We start from the raw sequence: 23118 nt of genomic DNA on the forward strand, positions 1-23118 counted from the left end.
ATCGTGCCGATGTTAACGTGCGGTTTGTTACGTTCGAACTTTGCCTTAGCCATGACGGGCACCTTTTGATTTGCGGGGCCGCTGCTGGCCCGTTTTGAACATCGCGGGCGATGTATTGTGGATCGCACGGGAAATCAAGCGCAGGTTTCCCCACCAATCCGAACCAGAGCCGTGTCTAGTCGAACCGGTTTGATTTCGGAAAACCGTGTGGTGCGCGTTTGCCGACGCCACCACGTGCGGCCTTCCATTCGGACATGTCTTCTTCTGTCCGGGTCTTGCCGCCGCCCATCGTCCACGACAGCCCCTTGTCCCAGTCAAAGGTGGTGACATCCCCCAAACCGCCATCCAGTTCGAGCGTGCCCTGCTTGCCGAACACCCGTTTGTATTTTTGCAAACGCACCCCCTTGCCGCGTGCCATTTCCGGCAGCTCTGCGATCGGGAACACCAGAAACCGGCCGTTTTCCGACACGACGGCCACGGTATCACCCTGAACGCGGCGAATGACCTTGGCGGCACCTTCCTTGACGTTCAGCACCTGCTTGCCCGCCCGGGTCTGCGCGATCACATCGTTTTCCGGCACGACAAAGCCGTCACCTTCGGTCGAGGCAACGAGCAGTTTTTCACCCGGACGATGCACGAGAATATCAACGATCGCCGCATCGTTGGGCAGGTCGATCATCAGGCGCAGCGGTTCGCCCATGCCGCGCCCGCCGGGTAGCTGACTGGCCTGCAAGGTATAGATCCGCCCAAGCGACCCAAAGACCAGCAGCCGGTCCGTTGTTTCAGCATGGAACGCAAATCGCGGCCCGTCGCCGTCCTTGAACTTCAGCTCCTTGTCCAGCGCGACGTGACCCGTCATGGCCCGGATCCAGCCCATCTGCGAGCAAACGACTGTAATCGGCTCGCGCGCGATCATTGCCTCGATCGGGACGTCCGCGACCTCTCCTGCCTCGCCGAATGTGGTGCGCCGCGCGCCGCCGGGGCTGTCCTTGCCGAATTGCTTGCGGGTTTCGCGCAGTTGTTCGGCGATACGTTTCCACTGCAGGCCTTCGTCCTCCAGCAGGTCTTCGATCCCGGCACGTTCCTCCATCAAGGCGTCGCGTTCGGCGATCAGCTCCAGCTCTTCGAGGCGACGCAGGCTGCGCAGACGCATGTTCAGAATGGCTTCGGCCTGAACCTCGGACAGGCTGACCTCGGGGTCGGCACCCGCAACCAGCGGCGAGACATAGTCTTTTTCGTCGGTCGCCCTGACATGGCTCTGCGCCCAATCCTCGGCCATCAAGGCGCGCTTGGGGTCGTCATCGTAGCGGATGATGTCGATCACGCGGTCCAGATTGAGGAAGGCGATGATGAAACCTTCGAGCACCTCGAGCCGGTGATCGATCTTGGCCAGCCGGTGCCGGGACCTGCGCAGCAACACATCCTGACGGTGATCGAGGAACGCGCGCAGCACCTCCTTGACGCTGCATACCTTGGGCGTCAGGCCGTCGATGAGCACGTTCATGTTCAGGCTGAATCGCGTTTCCAGATCGGAATTGCGGAACAGCATGCCCATCAACATGTCAGGATCGACCGTTTTCGCACGCGGTTCCAGCACAATGCGCACGTCATCGGCGGATTCGTCACGCACATCGGCCAGCAAGGGCACCTTTTTGGTCTGGATGATCTCGGCCAGCTTTTCGATCAGCTTGGATTTCTGAACCTGATAGGGGATTTCCGTGACGACGATCTGCCATTGACCGCGGCCCAGGTCCTCGACCTCGTGGCGCGCGCGCAGACGGATCGACCCGCGTCCTGTCCGGTAGGCGTTCGCGATGTTTTCGGACGATTCGACAATGACACCACCGGTCGGAAAATCGGGTCCCGGGATATATTGCAGCAGAGTGTCGTCAGCGGCGTTTGGCGATTTGATCAGGTGAAGGCAGGCGTCGATCAATTCATGCAGGTTATGCGGTGGAATGTTTGTCGCCATGCCGACGGCAATCCCGGACGATCCGTTTGCCAGCAGGTTCGGAAAGGCCGCGGGGAACACGACCGGTTCCTCCAGCGTGCCGTCATAGTTCGGGCGGTAATCCACCGCGTTTTCAGCCAGCCCTTCCATCAGGGCCTCGGCTGCGGCCGTCATCCGCGCCTCTGTATAACGGGCGGCGGCGGGGTTATCGCCGTCGATGTTGCCGAAATTGCCCTGACCGTCCACCAGCGGGTAGCGGACGTTGAAATCCTGCGCCAGACGCGCCATCGCGTCATAGATCGCGGCATCACCGTGCGGGTGATAGTTACCCATCACATCGCCCGAAATCTTGGCCGATTTGCGGAAACCGCCCGTGGCGGACAATCGCAATTCGCGCATCGCATACAGGATGCGGCGGTGCACGGGTTTCAGACCGTCGCGCGCATCCGGCAAGGCGCGGTGCATGATCGTGGACAGCGCGTAGGTCAGATAGCGGTCGCCAATGGCGCTCCGCAGCGTTTCCGTCACATCATTCGGGCCAAGCGTGTCATCGGTGGGGTCTGTCATGGCGACGGTCTAGCGAAGCCGCAGAGGTGCGTAAAGGCAACGCAAGCACAGCATGGGCGCATTTTCCGACAACCGGGAACTAAGAATCACGATAAGGTGTTTAGACTGCAACTGCCAAGGATCGATTCGACCGGGGGGCCTCATGGGCAAATTCATCATCGGCACATTTGCCATACTCGCATTCGCATTCTACGAATTGTCGGGCGGCGCGGATTTTGTGCCCGAGGAACGGATCGCGCGGGCCCCCGCAGTCCAGCAGGAAGAACCGGACACCCAGACCGCCGCCGCGGCGCCCGTACCGGATCTGCCGGAGCAACCCACCCGCGCAGATACCGCCGAACTGACACAGGTCGCCGCACAACCGGTCACCGCATCCCAGCAAGAGGCCGCAACCCTGCCCGTGGCGACGCCATCGACAGGCAGCACGACCGAGGTCATCGGCATCGACACGCAGCCCACCTTTGCATCCCTTTCAGCGACGGGTGGTGCCGACCTTGGTGCCATCAACCCGATCCGCGAGGTTGCCGCACGCGCTGTGAACATGCGGTCCGGCCCCAGCACGGCCTTTGACGTGATCGACACGCTGCCGCAGGGCACGCAGGCTGAAATCATGGACAGTGACGGCACCGGATGGGTGCGGGTCTATATCCCCGGCACCGGCCAGACCGGATGGATGGCAGAACGCCTGCTGACAGCCGGCTGACCCCTTGCGCCGCGACTGTTGTCCCGGCATCAAGCGGCATGACGCAAAAAACCGTCCTCATCACAGGCTGTTCGTCCGGCATTGGCTATGATGCAGCGATTGGCCTGCGCGACGCAGGCTGGCGGGTGTTCGCATCGTGCCGCAAACAATCGGATTGCGACCGCTTGCGCGACATGGGCTTTGATGCACCGTTGATCGACTATGCCGATCCGCAGACCATCCGCGACGGACTGGCCGCGGTGCTGGACGCCACGGGCGGCACGCTGGATGCGCTGTACAACAACGGCGCCTTTGCCTGCCCCGGCGCGGTCGAGGATCTGCCGCGCGGCGGGCTGGAGGCGATTTTCCAGACCAATCTGTTCGGCGTGCATGACCTGACCGTGCAGGTCATCCCGGTCATGCGGGCGCAGGGACATGGCCGCATCGTGAACTGTTCGTCTGTTCTGGGGCTGGTGGGCATGAAATGGCGTGGTGCCTATGTCGCCACCAAATTCGCGCTGGAAGGACTGACCGACGTGCTGCGGCTGGAAATGGCTGACACCCCGATCAAGGTCATCCTGCTGGAACCCGGCCCGATCGCCAGCCGCATCCGCGAAAACGCGATCCCGCACTTCGAGCGCTGGTTCGATACCGAAAATTCGGCCCGCCGGACGCAGTACGACGCGCTGAAACAGCGGCTGTATCACGACGGTGCCGACAAGTTCCAACTGCCCGCCAGTGCCGTGACCGCCAAGCTGCGCCACGCGCTTGAACACCCGCGCCCGAAACCACGCTATTACGTGACAACACCGACCTATTTTGCAGGCATCGCGCGCCGGATACTGTCCACGCGGCTGCTGGATGCGGTGATTTCGCGCGGATGATCCGCTGGTCTTTGACGATGTGCCTGCTATGTCCGGGCTACAACGATAGGAGCGCCCATGGCCAGTGATCCCCTCTTTCTCCTCGCAGCCCTCGCCTGCCTGATCGTGCTGGGCATCCTGATCCTGGGTGTCGGGTCCTTTGGCAAGGGCGGCGAATTCAACCGACGTAACGCAAACAAGATCATGCGCTGGCGGATCGGCGCACAGTTCGTCGCGGTGCTGCTGATTCTGCTGTTCGTATTTCTGCGTGGAGGCAACTGAACATGGTCGTATTGAACAAGATCTACACCCGCACCGGCGACAAGGGTGACACTGCGTTGGGCAATGGCACACGCGTTCCGAAATACGCGGATCGCGTCAACGCCTACGGCACCGTCGACGAGGTGAATGCCACCGTCGGGATGGCCCGCCTGCATGCCAGCGGCGATGTCGACGCGCAGCTGGCGCGCATCCAGAATGACCTGTTCGATCTGGGGGCCGACCTGTGCCGCCCGGACATGGCCAACGACGCCAAGGCAGAATATCCGCCGCTGCGCATGAGCGATGCGCAGGTTGACCGTCTGGAACAGGAAATCGACGCGATGACCCAAGCGGTCGAACCGCTGCGCAGTTTTGTCCTGCCGGGTGGGTCTGCCCTGTCGGCGCATCTGCATCTGTGCCGCACCGTCAGCCGCCGCGCCGAACGTCTGTGCGTCGAACTGGCTGCGGCCGAGGACGTCAATCCGGCAGCCACCAAATACCTCAACCGGCTGTCGGACTGGTTTTTTCAGGCAAGCCGCATCGCCAACGACGATGGCCGCGACGACGTTTTGTGGGTGCCGGGCGCAAACCGCTAGGACCGCAAACGCCCACATTTGTTGACGTGCGCGTAAACAACGTCGCGTCCGAAACGCGAAACGGCGCTTTGTCCTATTGTAATTTGTGCCCTGTCGTTATCTCAAAGGTGCGAGATAAAATTGCATGGGAGTGAGCCGCGATGAAGGTGCTGGTACCGGTCAAACGCGTCATCGACTATAACGTAAAGGTCCGCGTCAAGGCGGACGGTTCGGGTGTCGATCTGGCCAACGTCAAAATGTCGATGAACCCGTTCGATGAGATCGCCGTCGAAGAGGCGATCCGTCTGCGCGAGGCAGGCAAGGTCGAGGAGGTTGTCGCCGTATCCATCGGCGTCAAGCAGTGCCAGGAAACGCTGCGCACCGCCCTCGCAATGGGCGCTGACCGTGCGATCCTCGTGCTGGCGTCTGACGATGTGCACAACGACATCGAACCGCTGGCCGTCGCCAAGATCCTCAAGGGGATCGTCGACGAAGAGCAGCCCGGCCTCGTGCTGTGCGGCAAGCAGGCGATCGACAACGACATGAACGCGACGGGCCAGATGCTGGCGGCGCTCTTGGGCTGGTCGCAGGCGACCTTTGCGTCCAAGGTCGATGTTGACGGCGATCACGCCACCGTCACGCGTGAGGTCGATGGCGGATTGCAGACCATCAAGGTCAAGATGCCGACCATCGTGACCGTCGATCTGCGCCTGAACGAACCGCGCTACGCGTCGCTGCCGAACATCATGAAGGCCAAGAAAAAGCCGCTGGATGAAAAGACACCTGCCGACTACGGCGTCGACGTCAGCCCGCGTCTGGAAATCATCAAGACCACCGAACCCGCAGAACGCGCCGCCGGGATCATGGTGAAATCTGTCGATGAACTTGTCGAAAAACTCAAAGAAGCGGGGGCTGTGTAATGGCTGTTCTTCTGATTGCCGAAGTGACCGATGGTGCACTGAACGTTGATGCGACAGGCAAGGCCGTCTCCGCTGTCGCCGGTCTGGGCGATGTGACCGTGCTGTGCGCTGGTGCCTCTGCCAGTGCCGCCGCCGCCGATGCAGCCAAGATCGACGGCGTGGCTCGCGTGCTCTGCGCCGAGGATGCAGCACTTGGTCACCGCCTGGCGGAACCGACTGCGGACCTGATCGTGAAACTGGCCGCCGACTATAGCCATATCGCTGCACCGGGCACGACGGATGCGAAAAACGTCATGCCACGTGTGGCGGCCCTGTTGGACGTGCAGATCATTTCCGAGGTGACTGGCGTGGTTGACGCCGACACGTTCGAACGTCCGATCTATGCGGGCAACGCCGTGCAAACAGTGAAATCCACTGATGCCAAAAAGGTCATGACGATCCGCACAGCCGGATTCGACGCCGCCGGCATGAGCGGGTCCGCAGCCGTCGAAAACATCGACGGTGCAAACGCATCCGACCTGTCGACATGGATCGAGGACAAGGTCGCAGAGAGCGACCGCCCCGAACTGACCAGCGCCGGTATCGTTGTGTCCGGCGGCCGTGGCGTCGGGTCCGAAGAAGACTTTGCGATGATCGAGAAACTGGCCGACACGTTGGGTGCCGCCGTTGGCGCATCGCGCGCGGCGGTTGATTCCGGCTACGCGCCGAACGACTGGCAGGTCGGTCAGACAGGCAAGGTCGTGGCACCTGATCTGTATGTTGCTGTCGGCATTTCCGGCGCGATCCAGCACCTTGCCGGTATGAAGGACAGCAAGATCATCGTGGCGATCAACAAGGACGAAGAAGCACCGATCTTTCAGGTTGCCGACTATGGACTTGTCGCGGATCTGTTTGACGCCGTGCCCGAGTTGACCGGCAAATTGTAGGTTCACTGCCATCAGTGTCCCAAGGGGGCGTGCCGGGAACGGTGCGTCCCTTTTTCATGTGGCGGTGACGCCCAGCAAGGCCCCCAGTTTTTGTGTCAGTGCAACAGTTGCATCCGCATGGGCAGAAGGACCCATCAGCTCCGATACGGCCTGACGCTGTTGTGCCGAAAAAAACATGCCGCGCATTCCGACAGGACCACCCCGGCGCGGCGGCTGGACAACTACCAGGTCGTGCACCAGCGGACGCAAAGCATCGATCATGGTAGCGTTCACGAACAACGGTTCCGCACTCAGCAAGGCTGAACGTTCCTGCCAGGGCGTGTCATCTGGCGTTTCGGTCGAAAACCACAGCAAGACCGCATTCGGTCCGATTTGTCCCAGCAGGCTTCGCATACGTGCCACCCATGCCGCGCGCAATTCGCTGACGACGATATCAAAACGATCGGCGGATTTGTCCAGCAAGTCACCCAACATGTGTCGTGTGAAGGTGAAATTCGAAAAATCCACCTCTGGATAGATGGCCTGCAAGACGGTGGACGCCCGCAAAAACCGGTCATTTCGGCGCGGATGAACCGAATAGAATCGGTTGGACAGGTAGTTGGCCCCCATCACCTGAACGACCGTCATCCGCGCCTGTGCGCAGGCCCGCATGACAGTCGGATCGTTGACAAAGGCATCGACACCCGCGTTGACACATCCGAAATTCACGCAGGTCATGCCCACCAGATGTTCCACACGGGCCGGAAATGGCTGGTCGATCAGTTTGCCATAGGTTTCCGTCCCACCCACAAATGCGATGTAATCCCCGTCCAGACTGCGTTGCGGGCCGCGGCATTGCAGCCGCGACATGCCATATCGACACGATAACCTGTCCAGATTTTCCGTATCGAACACATCCTGTTTCATCGGCAGATCCCGTTCGCCCAGCAACAACTTTTGCCAGACTGGGGCAAACCCATTGCCAAATCCCTAAGGCGGATGCGTCAGCCATGATGCCTTGAAGGCAGTAGCCACCACAGCCTATGGTACGCCAAAGCAGCTGGGGTGAATTGATGGCAATCGAACAAGTCGGAATCGTCGGTGCCGGTCAGATGGGTAATGGGATTGCGCATGTTTTCGCAGTCGCAGGCTATGATGTTCTGCTGACCGATGTCAGCGAGGATGCCTTGACCAAGGCCGTCGCCTTGATTGACCGCAACCTCACGCGACAGGTCACGCGCGACATGATCAGCGATGCAGACAAGGTCGCCGCGATGAAGCGGATCACCACGACCCCCAAGCTGACCAACTTGGGCAGCGCGGATCTTATCATCGAGGCCGCAACGGAACGCGAGACGATCAAGCAAGCGATTTTCGAGGATCTGATCCCGCATATCAAACCCGACACGATCCTGACATCGAACACGTCATCTATTTCGATCACCCGCCTGGCCAGCCGCACCGACCGGCCCGAAAAATTCATGGGGTTCCACTTCATGAACCCGGTGCCGATCATGCAGCTTGTGGAATTGATCCGCGGTATCGCCACCGATCAGGACACCTTTGCCGCCTGCGAACAGGTCGTGGAACGCCTGGGGAAAACCAGCACCGCGTCAGAGGATTTCCCCGCCTTTATCGTGAACCGCATCCTGATGCCGATGATCAACGAAGCGATCTATACCCTGTACGAGGGCGTGGGGTCGGTTCAATCCATCGACACATCCCTGAAACTGGGGGCCAATCACCCTATGGGACCACTGGAACTGGCGGATTTCATCGGGCTTGATACCTGCCTTGCGATCATGAATGTGCTGCATGACGGGCTGGCCGATACGAAATACCGCCCCTGCCCCCTGCTGACCAAATATGTCGAAGCAGGTTGGTTGGGTCGCAAATCCAAACGCGGTTTCTATGACTATCGCGGTGACGTGCCCGTTCCGACCCGCTGACCCAGCGCCAGTGTCTGCGCACGCAGCCATGACATCAGGCTGCGCGGATCACCGAGGCGGGGCGCGAGCTGTGCAAATGGAATTGGGGCGCCGATAACAGGTGCCATCGCAGTATTTCGCAGACGTACGATTTCATGCAGCAGCAGACTTTGACGCAGTAATGGCGAGATGCGGTTCGCAATCTGATAGGCACGCGAATTGGCACCGGGGAAATAGCACGGCACGACCGTTGCCCCCGACAGCCGGATCATCTTGGCGGTAAAAACCTTCCACTCGGCCTCGATTGCAGGCCCCAGCAGGCTGTCCGACGTCGCAACACCGCCCGCCGGAAAAAGCGCGATGAGACCGCCATCTGCCAGATGCGCCATTGCCGCACGGCGCATTGCGATCATGTCCAGATGCGCATCGGGATGATCGGGGAACGGAACTGGGATCATGTAACGCGCGGCCTCTGCATCAAGTCCCGCCAACAGCGATCTACTGAGGATCCTGAAATCATCGCGACGCTGACCGATCAGCGCGGCCAACGCCATGCCATCGACCATGCCGTGCGGATGGTTTGCCACCAGAACAACAGGACCCGAGTCCGGAATCCGTGCGATCTGTTCGGCCTGGGTGGTGATCGTAATGCCCTGCGCCTGCAGGGCCGCCTGCCAGAATCCCAGCCCGGTTACAGGCCCCATCCGTTCGAATGTCCGCACCATGCGCAGCACGACCAACTTGCCCGTCAGCCATTCCACGCCCCGCACAAACGCCCGACGGGCCGGGCTGTCAAATGACGCGGCATAGCTGAGCGCACGACGGTCATAGGCGACCGTGTCGGATCTGCGCGGCTGGTCCGGTACGGCTTCAGTCACCTTCGCCGAATTTATCTCGAACCAAGGCGTCAATGGCATCCATCAGCTTGTCAGCCTCCGGACCGCTGGTTTCGACCTCGATCGACGTTCCGATTGTTGCCGCCAGCATGAGCAGACCCATGATGCTGTCGCCACCTGCATTCATGCCATCCTTGCGCACCACAGCCGTCGCATCGTGGTTTTCCACCACCTCGACCAGTTTGGCCGATGCGCGGGCGTGCAGGCCCTTGATGTTCGTGATTTCCAGATGTCGGCTGGCCATATTATTTTGGTCCTACGCTGTGCGCGTTGATATATCGATGTGCCGCGTCGATGGCCGCGCTGACGGCGTCCGGCACTGACTTGCGACGGGATTTCGCGAGCTTGATCAACATGGGCAGGTTCGCACCATAGAGGATCTGGCGATTGTCGACGCTGCACGCACGCAGTGACAGATTGCTGGGCGAACCGCCGAACATATCCGTGACCACGACGACACCGTCACCGGTATCAACATCATCGGCGGCAATGCAGATTTCCTGCTGTTTGGCCGCGCGGTCGTCCTCGGGGCCGATGGTGACCGCGATCATGCCATCCTGACGGCCCACGACATGTTCGACGGCCAAAAGGTATTCCCTGGCCAGATTGCCATGTGCAACGATCACGATACCGATCAAGTTGACGATCCTTGATTTGTGCCGACGCCAGCCTGTGCGCGACGCTCCAACTCTCGGTGGCGAATAGACACGGGCCAGCCCGCCTGCGCAAGGGATGCAGCGAGCCTTTCGGCCATGGCAACGGATCTGTGTTGTCCGCCGGTACAGCCGAAACCGATTGCCAGATGCGCCCGCCCCTCGTCCTTGTGCGCGGGCAGCAAGAGCGCAACGAGATCGTTGACCCGACCAAAGAATTCATCCGCGCGCGGATCCTGGCCGACGTAGGTTGCCACACTGGCATCCCGGCCATCCAGCGGGCGCAGTGCGGCGTCCCAATGCGGATTCCGCAGAAAACGGCAATCCAGAACCATGTCCAAGCCCCGCGGCAGCCCGCGTTTGTAGGAAAAGGAATGCACCGACACCCCCAGCAGCTTGCCCTGTCCGGGGGCAAAGTGTCCCTCGATCTCGGCCCTCAGGTCGTGGGGACTCATGTGTGAGGTGTCGATCAACTGGTCTGCGCGCGCGCGGATCGGGGCCAGCAGCTCTTTTTCGGCGGTAATGCCGACCAGTGGCGGGCCAGCCGGGGCCATCGGATGATGGCGGCGTGTCTCTGAATAGCGGCGTTCAAGAACCGCGTTTTCGGCATCCAGATAGAGAACCTGCCCCGCATCACCAAGGTCCAGCGTCAGCTGATCGATGGCCCCGATCAAGGCGTCGACACTGAAATCGCGGTTCCTGACGTCCAGAACCAGCGCCAGAGGCACCTTTGCCTTGCGCCTCAGCAGGATCGGCAACAGCGAAAGCGGCAGGTTGTCGATCACCTCGAAACCGATGTCTTCGAGAGCATTGATCGTGGTTGACCGGCCCGCGCCGGACGGCCCGGTCACCAACAGCGTCTGCACACTGCGATCGGTCTGAAGCGGCGTGTCGGCGAGGTCAGGCATGGCGGTGGCCCTGCAACAAGAGAATTAATGCACTGGCAAATGTGGTCGGGTCACCGCGGTAGATCAAGGGCAGTGCGCAACCCAGCACCTCTCGCGTGCGGCGCGGTGGCAGGCGATCGGTTTCATCGATGTCCATATCGACGATCAACGCCACCCGCGCCGAAAGCGCGGCTGGGACCGACAGAATACCGATGCCACGGGCCTCGACCAACCCGGCAAGGCGCGGTGGGGCCGCGGCGAACAGGCCACCATCGCGCAGGCTGACACGCGTCGCATCATCAGAAATCAAACCTGCGCCCAGCGCCATCAGCTGGATTGCCAACGCGGATTTACCGCGTCCTGACACCCCGACGATCAAGACTGCACGGCCAGCCAGCGCAACACTGCTGGCATGCAAGAGAACACTTGTCATTCTCAGCCGTGACGCGTGATGCGCATCAGATCGGAAGACCGACGACAAAACGCGCGCCCAGCGGCTCTGACGTGATGTCGGCTTGTGTAGGGCGAATGTTTTCGGCCCAGATCACACCGTTATGCGCCTCGACGATTTGTTTGCTGATCGCCAGTCCCAGGCCAGAGTTGTTTCCGAACTGACCCGCGGGGCGTTCGGAATAGAAGCGAGTGAAAATCTTTTTCAGCGCACCGTCGGGAATGCCGGGGCCGGTATCTTCGACAACGACCAACACGCGGTTTTCGCGGCGGCGCACCCAGACGCGGATCGCGTCGCCGTCCTCGCAGAACGAAATCGCGTTGGTGATCAGGTTCACAAAGACCTGCGCCAGACGACCTTCAAGGCCCTGAACAAGGAGCGGCTGGTCCGGCAGATCGGAAATATATTCGACCTTCTTCTCGGCGGCTTCCTTGGCCAGAAACTCGTTCAGGTTGCCCAGCATCTTGACCAGGTCAAAGGTTTCTTCTTCTTCCTTGACCAGTTCTGAATCAAGCCGCGATGCATTGGCAATATCGCTGACCAGGCGATCCAGCCGGTTGACGTCATGCTCGATGACCTTGAGCAGGGTTTCGCGCTGATCGTCGCGTTTGGCCACGCGCATCGTGCCGACGGCCGACCGCAGGGATGCCAGTGGGTTCTTGATTTCGTGAGCAACGTCAGCCGCGAACTGCTCGTTGCCTTCGATCCTTTCGTACAGCGCCTGAACCATCCCGCGCAGTGCGCCCGACAAACGCCCGATCTCGTCAGGGCGGGCTGTCAGATCAGGAATGCGGATGCGGGTCGGCGCGATCTTGCGCGCGTTCTTGTCCCGGCCCAGTTCGGCGGCTGCCGCCAGATCAGCCAGCGGGTTCGCGATTGTCGAAGCAAGCACAAGGCTGAGCGAGACACTGATCAGGATGCTGACAAAAAACAGCCGCAAGACCTGCTCGCGTTCACGTCTCAGAAATGCGTCCAGCTCGCCCGGGGCGCTACTGACAGATACCACGCCAATCGCCTGCCCGGCCTGCATGATCGGCGTAACAACCAGAAAATTCGTGCCCGACACGGTTTGAAGTGTCCGCAAATCGGTGCCGTCTGACAACACAGACGCAATATCGTCCGCAGTCAGTGTCGTATCGCTGATCTGCGTGGTGACGGGGGTCACGATTTTCTGCAACCCGCCCCAGATCGACGTGAACAGGTCGAGAATGAATGTCCGATCGTCAGCGATGGCATCGGAAACCGCACCGGCAGACTGCGCGACCAACGTCCCTGTCGTGTTGTAAACATTGACATCAATGCCACCGCGCAGCGCGATATCCTGCAAGGTCAACGCGACATCGAGGCCATTTCCGCTGCTCAGGTCGCTGGCAGCAGAGGCCGGCAGCCGCACCTCCAGCACGTCGGCGATCAGTTCGGCCTCGCTGATCAGACCGTTGGCCCGTTGAAACGCGAGGTTTTCGCGCGACGGGTTGATATACAGGACCCCGGCAACCAGCAGGATCATGGCAAAGAGGTTGAACGTGATGATCTTGCGCGCGATCGGAGACCTGCGCAGGTTCAACAAATGCCGCCCCCTGCGTCGATCCGCGATTTCGCGTTCCAGCATCGATTGCGGCGCAACCCAGTCGTCGCCCAACAGCAATCGTGGCTGTTGGGCCGCCTGACGCACCGAGTTCAGGTCACGCACGTCGATGTGGCCGGATGCATCGGTCATCGGATCAGTCTTCGTTGTAGCGATAACCGATACCGTACAGCGTCTCGATCGCCGAAAACTCATCGTCGGCGGTGCGCATCTTCTTGCGAAGACGCTTGATGTGGCTGTCGATCGTGCGGTCGTCGACATAGACCTGATCGTCATAGGCGACGTCCATCAGTTGGTCGCGCGATTTGACAAAGCCTGGACGCTGCGCAAGTGCCTGAAGCAGCAGGAATTCCGTCACGGTCAGGGAAACATCCCGACCTTTCCATTTCACGGCATGCCGTAGCGGATCCATCGTCAGATCACCACGCACCATGACTTTCGTTTCTTCGGTCTCGTCGATGACCTCGCCGCCGATTGCATCCTGCCGGCGCAGCAGCGCCCGGATGCGTTCGACCAGCAGACGCTGACTGAAGGGTTTCTTGACGTAATCGTCTGCACCCATGCGCAGGCCGAGCACCTCGTCGATTTCGTCGTCCTTGGACGTCAGGAAAATGACCGGCATCGATGTTTTCTGACGCAAACGCTGCAACAGATCCATGCCGTCCATGCGCGGCATCTTGATATCAAGGACCGCCATATCGGGCATGCTGCGATTGAATGCGTCGAGTGCGGATTGACCGTCGTTATAGGTTTCCACCTCGAAACCTTCGGCCTCGAGAGTCATGGATACGGACGTCAGGATATTCCTGTCGTCGTCCACCAAAGCGATTTTGGACATGGGTTTTCCCCTACTGCTCTATGTTATTATTGCCTGCTTTTTTCTGAATCTTTCCCTTGGTTCGCATGTCGAATCAACCCCCGGATAACGAATCGGAAACAGAGTGTGCCTTATTTGCGCCCCTAAACGGTAAAGAAGGGTTCACAACGAAACAATCCTGCGCCGTGAGGGTGACTGATTGCGTTAACATCACCGTGGTTGCGCTAACTTTGACAGGATGGGGTATGCGCCAGTCGGGCAGCAATGCTAGTGGGGCTTAGCCAAATCAGGCATTTACAGGAGATTCCCCAATGGACCACGGCACGGTCAACCCCGAGATGAGACTTGAAGATCAAGGCATCAGCGGACTGGCAGCGGTCTATTATAACGACGATGCAGACGCGCTGCATGCAGCCGCCGTGGCGCGCGGCGAGGGTATCACGGGCAAGGGTGGCACGTTCCTCGTCACCACCGGAAAACACACGGGCCGGTCCCCCAAGGACAAGTTCGTCGTGCGCACCCCTGATGTCGAGGACACCATCTGGTGGGAAAACAACCCGCCGATGGATCCGGCGGATTTCGACACGCTCTACACCGATGTGCTGGCGCATATGTCAGGCGGCACTGCCTATGTGCAGGATCTGTTCGGCGGCGCGGACCCCGCCTACCGGCTGGACGTGCGCGTCGTGACCGAACTGGCGTGGCACGGCCTGTTCATTAGGCACCTGCTGCGCCGCCCGGACGTGTCAGAACTGACGACATTCACCCCCGATTTCACGATCATCAACTGCCCCAGCTTCAAGGCGGACCCGGCGCGGCACGGGTGCCGCAGCGATACGGTGATCGCGCTGAACTTCGAAAAGAAGATCATCCTGATCACCGGGACGGAATATGCAGGCGAGAACAAGAAATCGGTGTTCACGCTGCTGAACTACCTGTTGCCCGACCAAGGCATCATGCCGATGCACTGCTCTGCCAATCACGCCAAGGATAACCCGGTCGATACGGCCGTATTCTTTGGCCTGTCCGGCACGGGCAAGACGACACTGTCCGCCGACCCCAGCCGGACGCTGATCGGTGACGACGAACATGGCTGGTCGGACCGTGGCGTATTCAACTTCGAAGGCGGTTGCTACGCAAAGACCATCGGCCTCGACCCCAAGGCAGAGCCGGAAATCTATGCGACCTGCGCAATGCCCAACACGGTCATCGAAAACATGGTCCACGACCCGGCGACGATGGAACTGGATTTCAACGACGACAGCCTGACAGCCAACATGCGCTGCGCCTATCCGCTGCACTACATTCCGAATGCGTCGGATACCGCACTGGGGGGCCACCCCAAGAACATCATCATGCTGACCTGTGATGCGTTCGGCGTGCTGCCACCGATCAGCCGCCTGACCCCGGCACAGGCGATGTATCACTTCTTGTCCGGCTTCACCTCCAAGGTGGCGGGAACCGAGCGTGGCGTGACGGAACCGGAACCCACGTTCTCGACCTGCTTTGGCGCGCCGTTCATGCCGCGCCGCCCCGAAGCCTATGGCGCGCTGCTGCGCAACAAGATCGCAAGCCATGGGGCAACTTGCTGGCTGGTGAACACCGGCTGGACCGGCGGGGCCTATGGCACCGGCAGCCGCATGCCGATCAAGGCAACCCGCGCCCTGTTGTCGGCCGCACTGGACGGTACGCTGGTCGACAGCACCTTCCGCAAGGATCCGAACTTCGGGTTCGATGTGCCGCTGGCCGCCGACGGCGTCGACGACATGCTGCTGGACCCACGCCGCACCTGGGCGGACCCCGCGGCCTATGATGCGCAGGCACAAAAGCTGGTCGAGATGTTCTCTGAGAACTTTGCCAAATACGTCCCGTTCATTGACGATGACGTGAAAGCGGCCGCCATCGGCTAGGCCGTGACGCAGCACCGATCATTTGCTAGGGTCAGGCCATGCGCCTGACCCTTTTTCTTTGCCTGATCCTCGCGACACCTCTGGCGGCACAGGCCCCGGACAAGACAAGTCCGCTCTTGTCCTATTTCGAGGCAGGCATCATCTGTCCCCCGCCCTCGGTCGGCGAGGTTGCAGCCCCCGGCACCGTCGCAGGCACAACCCATCTGATCGAGGAAGAGCCGCCCTTTGTCGCGCAGTCGCGGCGTGTTCCGGCGGTTCTGGGAATAGGGTTTGGCGTCAAATCGACCACCGGGGGGTTGTTGGGTATTCCCGACGTGACGATCATGGTCACGCACCCGCCAATGGGGGCTGACAACACGGTGCGGCAGACCTTCTTGTCGCGCATCGATTCCATGGAACCGTCGCTGACATTCTACCAGTTCGACTACGATTACGAACTGGTTCAGGGCGTCTGGCAGATCGAGGCGTCAAAGAACGGCGAAATCCTGTATCGCACGACCTTCGAGGTCGTCGCACCCGATCAGGTTCCTGGACTGGCGCAGGTCTGCGGGTTCGAACACCTGCTGTCCTAAGCGTTAGCCCATCACGCCCCGCCGGATCAGGTTTGCGCCTGCAATGATCAACACGAGCAACGTCATGCGCCGGAATCGGTTCTGATCGAATCTGTCGCCCAGCTTGAAACCCAGCCACATCCCGGCCAGCGCAGGCGGGACCAGCAGCGCCGACAATGGCCAGGTCTGGGCATTCATGACGCCCGATTGCAGATGCCCCAGCAGCAGCATGACTGAACCCGCCCCATAGATGACCCCCTGCACGGCCATTTGTCGTGCGCGTGGCGTATTCAGCGCCAGCAGATACAGCACCGTCGGCGGCCCCCATGTACCCGCCAGACCGCCCAAGGTGCCGGCGGCAAATCCGGCCCCCCATTCGAACACCCTGCGTCGTTGCGCAGGAATACGGGGCCTCCATCCCAACAACTGGATCGCGCAAAGAACGACAACCGGAACGCCGAGAATGAAGAACATCACCCGCGTTGGTATCAGCGTCAGGAATTGCGCCGATATCAGGATCATCACACAGACCACTAGCACATAGCGCCAGTGGTCGCGCACCGCCTCGCGCGCCTGCCCAAGTCCGGCGTGCAGCACTTGCCAGCCATTGCTGACCACGATCGGAAAGATGATGCCCGCCACCACCAGTTTCGGATCAATCAGAATGCCCATTCCGGAGATCATGATCAGCGGCATGGCAAAGCCGACTGCACCTTTGACAAAGCCGCCCAGCAGCGTGACGCCACAGGCAAACAGGATCAGACCGAGAGGGAGAATATCTGTGAACAATGACATGGCCGCACATTGCGCCAGACCGGCGGGACACACCACTGCGAATCGCGTGCGACACTTTTGTGCGAAAGTGGATATTTATTCGCATTAATATTGCGCTGCGGCCGCAAAGACGGTAGTGCTGCACATGCATAAATGACGGAGCTTCCCATGCCGCACGATGGACAAACGCTGGATCTGGACACGAACCCGGTACTGATCGACTTGCTGGACACCACGCGTGCGGCACTGACTGCCGTGGATGCCGTTCTGGACCGCGCCAAGGCCGTCGTCGGCGCACGTGTCACGCTGGACGGGCGTGTGTCGGCCCGCCTGATCGAGGCGCATCAGACCGCGACCCACGGGTTGGCCTGGCTTGCGACCTACGCGCAGGCCCTGCACCAGATGCAGCACTGGGCGGACAGATTGGCGTCGGACGGCACATTCAGCGAGGTCGAACAACTGATTCACCAAATCGCCTTTGGTGAATATCTGTCCCAGATCGCTGGCGGCATTCCGATGAACCAGACCGAGGTGCTGCGCCTGGGCGATCTGGGCCTTGGCCAGGACGATCAGTCCACGTTCCTGACGACACCTGTCCAGCACCTGATGGCGCATGGCAATACACAGGCGGCCCGCACCGCATTGGCCCAGCTAATGCAGGACCGCAGTGCCGATCTGACCGTGGGCCGCAGCGGTCTGGATGAAGAGCTTGAGATGATCCGCGACCAATTCCGCCGCTTCAGTCGCGAACGGGTCGAACCCCATGCCCATGACTGGCACCTCAATGATGATCTGATCCCGATGGAAATCATCAACGAGATGGCCGAAATGGGCGTATTCGGCCTGACAATCCCCGAAGAGCACGGCGGCTTCGGTCTGTCCAAGGCTGCAATGTGTGTCGTGTCAGAGGAACTCTCGCGTGGTTATATCGGTGTCGGGTCACTTGGCACCCGGTCCGAAATCGCGGCAGAACTGATTATCTGCGGCGGCACCGATGCCCAAAAGGAAAAATGGCTGCCCGGTCTCGCATCCGGTGAGATCCTGCCGACGGCCGTGTTTACCGAACCGAATACCGGGTCCGACCTGGGCGCGCTGCGCACTCGGGCGACGCGCGATGGCGACGACTGGCAGATCACCGGCAACAAGACCTGGATCACCCACGCCGCCCGCACCCATGTGATGACGGTTCTCGCGCGCACGGAACCCGACACCGACGACTATCGCGGGCTGTCGATGTTCCTCGCGGAAAAGACGCCCGGCACGGACGAGGCACCATTCCCCGACGACGGCATCACCGGCGGCGAGATCGAGGTGCTGGGTTATCGCGGCATGAAGGAATACGAACTTGCCTTTGACGGGTTCAAGGTCAGCGGTGAAAATCTGCTGGGCGGCGAGACCGGCAAGGGTTTCAAGCAACTGATGCAGACATTCGAATCCGCACGCATCCAGACGGCCGCCCGCGCCATCGGTGTCGCGCAATCCGCGCTGGACGAAGGGATGCGCTATGCGCAAGACCGCAAACAGTTCGGCCAATCGCTGATCGATTTCCCCCGCGTGTCCGGCAAGCTGGCCATGATGGCGGTCGAAATTATGGTTGCCCGCCAGCTGACCTATTTCAGTGCCCACGAAAAAGACGCCGACCGCCGCTGCGACCTAGAGGCCGGCATGGCCAAGCTGCTGGGCGCACGCGTAGCTTGGGCCTGTGCCGACAATGCGCTGCAAATCCATGGCGGCAACGGGTTCGCGTTGGAATACAAGATCAGCCGCATCCTGTGCGACGCACGTATCCTGAATATCTTTGAGGGGGCTGCCGAAATTCAGGCGCAGGTGATTGCGCGACGCCTTTTGTCCTGATCAGACGCTGTCGCGGACGCCTTCCAGCAGCGTATCATCGAAGGTGTCACCGTGCAGCACGCTGATATCGCCGGTGGGTTCAAAGATCACGGCCCGTACCTTCGAGAATTCGAGCGCGTTGGACTCTCGCAGCTTGCCGATGACGTCGGCTTTGGTCATGCCGGATTTCTTGATGTTCTCCATCAGGAACTCTCCGTCCCGCATGACCAACAGCGGATCATTATCAACGAGGCCGGGCACCTGCTGCGCGTAGGCGCGGGCGCGCGCGATGACCATCTGAACGATAAAGAGACCGATCAGCGCCGCCATGCCGTGCGAGATTGGCGTCGACGGTGTCATCACGGTTGCGGCGAGGACAGAACCGCTGGCGACCGTGACCGCAAAGTCAAACCCTGACATTTTGGAAAACGACCGCAAGCCAGCGATGCGGGTCAAAATCACGATGAACGGCACCATGATGACGCACCGCACCAGAATGTTGAAAATATCAGCCATGTTTGTCCCCGTTCTTCACAGGATAACAATCTGTTGAGCCTTTAAGTTCCGCCGCGCGATCAGACCCGCCCAATCGCCTGCACCAACCGATCGCGTGCTGGCGGTAACGTGTCATGACCCAAGGACCGCAACAGCCTGTGTTCGATGAAATAGCCGGTCGTCGTCAAGGCGATCACGATCTGGTCGTTGGTCGCATCACCTTGCCCCGCCAACACGGGCGGCAATGGTAGCAGACGGTCCACCCATTCGCCCGCGGCCTGCCTGCTGACAGCGCGTCCCGTACGCGGAGACACAAAGGCCAGATCCTCGTTCGTGCCACGTACGGCACAGGCAGAGAGGTCCATGCCGAACCCCATCTCGGACAGCAAGGCCTGTTCCCACCGCAGATAGGCCAAGGGCCAGACGTCGGTTTGGCCGAGCAGATCCAGCAGTTGCGTCGTCCGGTCATACAGTGGGCCGTGCGGTTCGCGTTCTGGCAGTATGCGTGACAGCAAGGCACAGACTGCATTCAGTCCTGCCAACGACAGCCTGTCCCCCATCGCCGCGACACTGCGGCTGCGGACGGGTTCGACAGTAAAGGACCCCAGATGTTCGCCCAGCCGCGCCTTCCATGCGACGGACAATTGCGCACCGGGTTGCAGGATCGGGGCGATTTTGCGGCTGACACCACCACGCACGACACCTGCGTGCCGCCCCATGTCGGGGGTGAACACTTCGATGATCGCAGAGGTTTCGCCGAACGGGCGGGTCGACAACAGGATGCCTTCGTCACGCCACGCGATCATCGCTGCCCCCTATTCCAATCCCGGCTGGTCCAGCAGATGCCGCCCGGCGCGGTCCTCGACCTCGATCACCCACAGATCGCTGTCAAAGCCACGTTGTCTGGCGATGGACGCATCGACATCCGTTTCGGGACCATCCGCCAGCGTCACCCAGACCCGATCACCGGTCATCAGATCAAAACTGCGCTGAAACGCCTGTGCGTTCCCGTCCAGTGTATTGAGTTTCACCAGCACCGCACCCGCCGTCGCATCGCCGCGCGCCACGACAAAGGCGGGGATATCCGCGCCCCTCAACCGTGCCAGATAGGCCGCGACCCAAAAGTCAGCGGTCAGACGCATCGCTCAGGTGTCGCCGTCTTTGAAATCGAGGCCCATCTCGGAATAGCGTTCCTTGTCCTCGAGCCAGTTGGACCGGACTTTGACTTGCAGGAACAGGTGCACCTTGCGGCCCAGCAGTTCCTCGATCTCGACACGTGCAGCCTGACCCACGGCCTTGATCGTCTCGCCCTTGTTGCCCAGCACGATCCCCTTGTGACCATCGCGGATCACGTAGATCAACTGGTCGATCTTGGCAGAGCCGTCTTTACGCTCTTCCCAGTTTTCCGTTTCCACCGTCAACTGATAGGGCAGTTCCTGATGCAGGCGCAGAGTCAGCTTTTCGCGCGTGATCTCGGCGGCAATGTTGCGCAGCGGCGCATCGGCGATCTGATCGTCAGGATACAGCCACGGACCCTCTGGGACCTCGGATGCCAGCCAGTCCCGCAGCGCGTCGCAACCATGTCCGCGTTCGGCAGAAATCATAAAAGTCTCTGCGAAATCATAGGCCGCATTCATCTTGGCGGTCAGGGCCAGCAGGGTTTCCGACTGCACGCGGTCGATCTTGTTGATCGCCAGCGCCACACGCGCCTTGCCCACACGTTCGGCCAGCACATCCAGAATGGCCTGCACACCCGGCGTCAGGCCACGATGCGCCTCGATCAACAGGACGACCACATCGGCGTCCCCTGCCCCTGACCAGGCAGCGGCAACCATCGCACGATCCAGACGGCGGCGCGGGGCGAACAGACCGGGCGTATCGACAAAGACCAGTTGCGATTGATCCGCCTGCATCACCCCCCGGATCCGGGCACGTGTGGTCTGCACCTTGTGCGTCACGATGCTGACCTTTGCGCCGACCATCCGGTTCAAAAGAGTGGATTTGCCAGCATTCGGTTCCCCGATCAGGGCGACGAAACCGGCGCGCGTGTTTTCGGTCATTGGGATACCTTTTCCAGCAATGCGGCGGCTGCCGCTTGTTCGGCCTGTCGTTTTGCGCGCGCGGTGGCGCGTGCCGTCTGACCGCTTTGGAGTCGCGCCTCGATCGTGAAATCGGGCTGATGGTCGGGGCCGGACCGGGCGACCTCTGTATAGACGGGCGGTGCCTCGCCACGGGCCTGCGCCCATTCCTGAAGCGCCGATTTCGGGTCGCGTGCGTCTTCTGCGACATTGGTGATCCGATCGGACCACAGGCGCAGCACCGTATCGCGCGCGGCATCGAACCCGCCGTCCATGTAAACGGCCGCGATCACGGCCTCCATCGCGTCGGCCAAGAGCGCGTCCTTGCGCCGTCCACCTGATTTCATCTCGGACCGGCCAAGTTTCATGACCTCGCCCAGATCGATGCTTCGCGCAACCTCTGCACAGGTTTCACGGCGGACCAGCGCATTGTAGCGCGGCGCCAGCAACCCCTCTGCCGCGGCGGGATCCGCCCTCAGCAGTGCCTCTGCAATCGTCAGGCCCAGAACCCGGTCGCCCAGGAATTCGAGACGCTGGTTGTCGTCGCGGTGCGGGCTGGCCATCGAGGGATGGGTGACGGCCTGCAACAAATGGCGCACGTCCGAAAACCTGTGCCCAAGGCGCTTCTGAAACGCGTCAAGTTGCGCCGAGACCTTCACTCGACCTTCTCAAAGAAGCGGTCGCCGCGCCAGGTCCAGAACGCCAGCATCGAACGCCCGGCCGAGGAAAAGATCACGCGGTCAGCGCGGCCCACGATATCCTTGCGCGGGACAAAGCCCACACCACCCGCCACCTGGGCGACGCGGCTGTCGGTCGAATTGTCGCGGTTGTCACCCATAAAGAAAAAATGATCCTCGGGCACGGTGAACACGCCGGTGTTGTCCAGCGCCCGATTTCCGATGTTCAGAATGTCGTGGCTGATGCCCCCCGGCAGCGTCTCGACGAATTTCTGCTTGATGCATTCCGCACCATCACCGACGGCACCGTTGAAACATTGCGGCCGCTGGCGACCGGACCCCTGCGGTTCCATGATTTCGGAAAAGATCCCCGCCTCGACCTGCGGGACCGCTTCGTCATTGATGAACAGCTGACCGTCGACAACCTGGATGCGCTCGCCCGGCAGACCGATCAGGCGTTTGATGAAATCACGCCCGGTCACGGGGTGGCGGAAGACGACGACATCACCGCGTTCGGGATCGGACCCGAACAGGCGATCGTCGCTGTCCTCGAACATGCCGCAGAAATCATCGGCACCGATATCAACACCCAGCGCCGGAATCAGGATCGACGGACAAGAGGCGTAGGAATACCCGTAGGCCATTTTGTTGACGAACAGGAAATCGCCGATCAGCAGCGTGTCCTTCATCGACCCTGACGGAATCCAGAATGGTTGAAAGAAGAGGGTGCGGAAAACGCCGGCAATCAGCAGCGCGTAGACAATGGTTTTGACGGTCTCGATCACGCTTGCGACGATGCCATTCTTTTCGGCCATGTGATCAATCCCGTCCCTTATTCTGAACGGCTAAATGATCGCAC

The 23118-nt window shown here is 60.7% G+C and carries 26 protein-coding genes; 10 read left to right on the top strand and 16 right to left on the bottom strand.

All coding sequences use genetic code 11. From position 1 onward, the window contains the following. Positions 1-175 precede the first annotated feature (175 nt). On the bottom strand, positions 176-2518 hold the full coding sequence (locus tag LGQ03_RS06500) for a DNA topoisomerase IV subunit A (protein WP_226747752.1): 2343 nt from the start codon (positions 2516-2518) through the stop codon (positions 176-178). Positions 2519-2660: 142 nt separating this feature from the next. Between LGQ03_RS06500 and LGQ03_RS06505 the strand changes: the two genes are divergently transcribed. From LGQ03_RS06505 to LGQ03_RS06530, 6 genes are all read left to right on the top strand, one after another. Further along, positions 2661-3221: an SH3 domain-containing protein gene (locus LGQ03_RS06505; protein ID WP_226747753.1), complete on the top strand. Its 561-nt coding sequence runs from the start codon at positions 2661-2663 to the stop codon at positions 3219-3221. Positions 3222-3259: 38 nt separating this feature from the next. Next, the gene (locus LGQ03_RS06510; protein ID WP_226747754.1) at positions 3260-4084 is read left to right on the top strand and encodes an SDR family NAD(P)-dependent oxidoreductase; all 825 of its coding nucleotides are present in this window, start codon (positions 3260-3262) and stop codon (positions 4082-4084) included. 57 nt (positions 4085-4141) lie between these two features. Next, positions 4142-4345, top strand: coding sequence for a twin transmembrane helix small protein (locus LGQ03_RS06515; RefSeq protein ID WP_056030581.1), 204 nt, complete (start codon positions 4142-4144; stop codon positions 4343-4345). Between the two features lie 2 nt (positions 4346-4347). Next, the gene (locus LGQ03_RS06520; protein WP_090158358.1) at positions 4348-4920 is read left to right on the top strand and encodes a cob(I)yrinic acid a,c-diamide adenosyltransferase; all 573 of its coding nucleotides are present in this window, start codon (positions 4348-4350) and stop codon (positions 4918-4920) included. Between the two features lie 140 nt (positions 4921-5060). Beyond that, a complete protein-coding gene (locus LGQ03_RS06525; protein ID WP_056030575.1) occupies positions 5061-5819 on the top strand; it encodes an electron transfer flavoprotein subunit beta/FixA family protein in 759 nt (252 codons plus the stop codon). Beyond that, positions 5819-6745 carry an electron transfer flavoprotein subunit alpha/FixB family protein gene (locus tag LGQ03_RS06530; protein WP_226747755.1) on the top strand — a complete coding sequence of 309 codons (927 nt, stop codon included), beginning with the start codon at positions 5819-5821 and terminating at the stop codon, positions 6743-6745. The genes LGQ03_RS06525 and LGQ03_RS06530 overlap by 1 nt, the downstream gene beginning before the upstream one ends. Positions 6746-6799: 54 nt before the next feature. Here LGQ03_RS06530 and LGQ03_RS06535 read toward each other — a convergent pair whose 3' ends face one another. Beyond that, on the bottom strand, positions 6800-7651 hold the full coding sequence (locus tag LGQ03_RS06535) for a DUF6473 family protein (RefSeq protein WP_226747756.1): 852 nt from the start codon (positions 7649-7651) through the stop codon (positions 6800-6802). A 146-nt stretch (positions 7652-7797) separates the two neighbouring features. Between LGQ03_RS06535 and LGQ03_RS06540 the strand changes: the two genes are divergently transcribed. After that, positions 7798-8673 (top strand): 3-hydroxybutyryl-CoA dehydrogenase, encoded by an 876-nt coding sequence (locus LGQ03_RS06540; protein WP_090158726.1) that lies wholly within the window; start codon positions 7798-7800, stop codon positions 8671-8673. Here the strand turns inward: LGQ03_RS06540 and LGQ03_RS06545 are convergent. Genes LGQ03_RS06545 through LGQ03_RS06575 form a run of 7 tightly spaced genes read right to left on the bottom strand, consistent with a single transcriptional unit; the run spans position 8640 to position 13962 of the window. Further along, positions 8640-9530 carry a lysophospholipid acyltransferase family protein gene (locus tag LGQ03_RS06545; protein ID WP_226747757.1) on the bottom strand — a complete coding sequence of 297 codons (891 nt, stop codon included), beginning with the start codon at positions 9528-9530 and terminating at the stop codon, positions 8640-8642. The genes LGQ03_RS06540 and LGQ03_RS06545 overlap by 34 nt on opposite strands. Then, on the bottom strand, positions 9523-9792 hold the full coding sequence (locus tag LGQ03_RS06550; RefSeq protein ID WP_056030568.1) for an HPr family phosphocarrier protein: 270 nt from the start codon (positions 9790-9792) through the stop codon (positions 9523-9525). The genes LGQ03_RS06545 and LGQ03_RS06550 overlap by 8 nt, the downstream gene beginning before the upstream one ends. Before the next feature lies 1 nt (position 9793). Continuing rightward, the gene (locus tag LGQ03_RS06555; protein WP_056030564.1) at positions 9794-10186 is read right to left on the bottom strand and encodes a PTS sugar transporter subunit IIA; all 393 of its coding nucleotides are present in this window, start codon (positions 10184-10186) and stop codon (positions 9794-9796) included. Next, positions 10183-11109 (bottom strand): RNase adapter RapZ, encoded by a 927-nt coding sequence (gene rapZ, locus LGQ03_RS06560; RefSeq protein WP_226747758.1) that lies wholly within the window; start codon positions 11107-11109, stop codon positions 10183-10185. Before rapZ ends, LGQ03_RS06555 begins: the two co-directional genes overlap by 4 nt. After that, on the bottom strand, positions 11102-11521 hold the full coding sequence (locus LGQ03_RS06565; protein WP_226747759.1) for an HPr kinase/phosphorylase: 420 nt from the start codon (positions 11519-11521) through the stop codon (positions 11102-11104). Before LGQ03_RS06565 ends, rapZ begins: the two co-directional genes overlap by 8 nt. A gap of 25 nt (positions 11522-11546) precedes the next feature. Beyond that, entirely contained in the window at positions 11547-13256 is a 1710-nt protein-coding gene (locus tag LGQ03_RS06570) for a sensor histidine kinase (RefSeq protein WP_226747760.1), read from the bottom strand. Positions 13257-13260: 4 nt separating this feature from the next. Continuing rightward, complete coding sequence (locus tag LGQ03_RS06575; RefSeq protein ID WP_056030551.1) at positions 13261-13962, bottom strand: response regulator transcription factor; 702 nt, start codon at positions 13960-13962, stop codon at positions 13261-13263. Positions 13963-14252: 290 nt separating this feature from the next. Between LGQ03_RS06575 and LGQ03_RS06580 the strand changes: the two genes are divergently transcribed. After that, complete coding sequence (locus LGQ03_RS06580; protein WP_226747761.1) at positions 14253-15851, top strand: phosphoenolpyruvate carboxykinase; 1599 nt, start codon at positions 14253-14255, stop codon at positions 15849-15851. A gap of 38 nt (positions 15852-15889) precedes the next feature. Beyond that, entirely contained in the window at positions 15890-16423 is a 534-nt protein-coding gene (locus LGQ03_RS06585) for a DUF3859 domain-containing protein (RefSeq protein ID WP_226747762.1), read from the top strand. 3 nt (positions 16424-16426) lie between these two features. Here LGQ03_RS06585 and LGQ03_RS06590 read toward each other — a convergent pair whose 3' ends face one another. Then, positions 16427-17197 (bottom strand): sulfite exporter TauE/SafE family protein, encoded by a 771-nt coding sequence (locus LGQ03_RS06590; protein WP_226747763.1) that lies wholly within the window; start codon positions 17195-17197, stop codon positions 16427-16429. Between the two features lie 147 nt (positions 17198-17344). On the opposite strand from LGQ03_RS06590, the gene LGQ03_RS06595 reads away from it, so the two are divergent. After that, positions 17345-19030 (top strand): acyl-CoA dehydrogenase family protein, encoded by a 1686-nt coding sequence (locus LGQ03_RS06595; protein ID WP_226747764.1) that lies wholly within the window; start codon positions 17345-17347, stop codon positions 19028-19030. Here LGQ03_RS06595 and LGQ03_RS06600 read toward each other — a convergent pair whose 3' ends face one another. The 6 genes from LGQ03_RS06600 to lepB are packed head-to-tail and all read right to left on the bottom strand — an operon-like array spanning position 19031 to position 23074. After that, the gene (locus LGQ03_RS06600) at positions 19031-19525 is read right to left on the bottom strand and encodes a DUF421 domain-containing protein (protein ID WP_090158345.1); all 495 of its coding nucleotides are present in this window, start codon (positions 19523-19525) and stop codon (positions 19031-19033) included. 59 nt (positions 19526-19584) lie between these two features. Further along, entirely contained in the window at positions 19585-20310 is a 726-nt protein-coding gene (gene recO / locus LGQ03_RS06605; RefSeq protein ID WP_226747765.1) for a DNA repair protein RecO, read from the bottom strand. A gap of 9 nt (positions 20311-20319) precedes the next feature. Next, positions 20320-20646: a DUF1491 family protein gene (locus LGQ03_RS06610; RefSeq protein WP_090158343.1), complete on the bottom strand. Its 327-nt coding sequence runs from the start codon at positions 20644-20646 to the stop codon at positions 20320-20322. Between the two features lie 3 nt (positions 20647-20649). After that, entirely contained in the window at positions 20650-21564 is a 915-nt protein-coding gene (era, locus tag LGQ03_RS06615; protein WP_226747766.1) for a GTPase Era, read from the bottom strand. After that, complete coding sequence (gene rnc / locus LGQ03_RS06620) at positions 21561-22241, bottom strand: ribonuclease III (RefSeq protein ID WP_090158341.1); 681 nt, start codon at positions 22239-22241, stop codon at positions 21561-21563. Before rnc ends, era begins: the two co-directional genes overlap by 4 nt. After that, the gene (gene lepB / locus LGQ03_RS06625; protein ID WP_177172629.1) at positions 22238-23074 is read right to left on the bottom strand and encodes a signal peptidase I; all 837 of its coding nucleotides are present in this window, start codon (positions 23072-23074) and stop codon (positions 22238-22240) included. Before lepB ends, rnc begins: the two co-directional genes overlap by 4 nt. Positions 23075-23118: the final 44 nt, after the last annotated feature.

The organism is Loktanella gaetbuli, from assembly GCF_020531945.1.
In the GTDB taxonomy this organism is placed as follows: domain Bacteria; phylum Pseudomonadota; class Alphaproteobacteria; order Rhodobacterales; family Rhodobacteraceae; genus Loktanella; species Loktanella gaetbuli.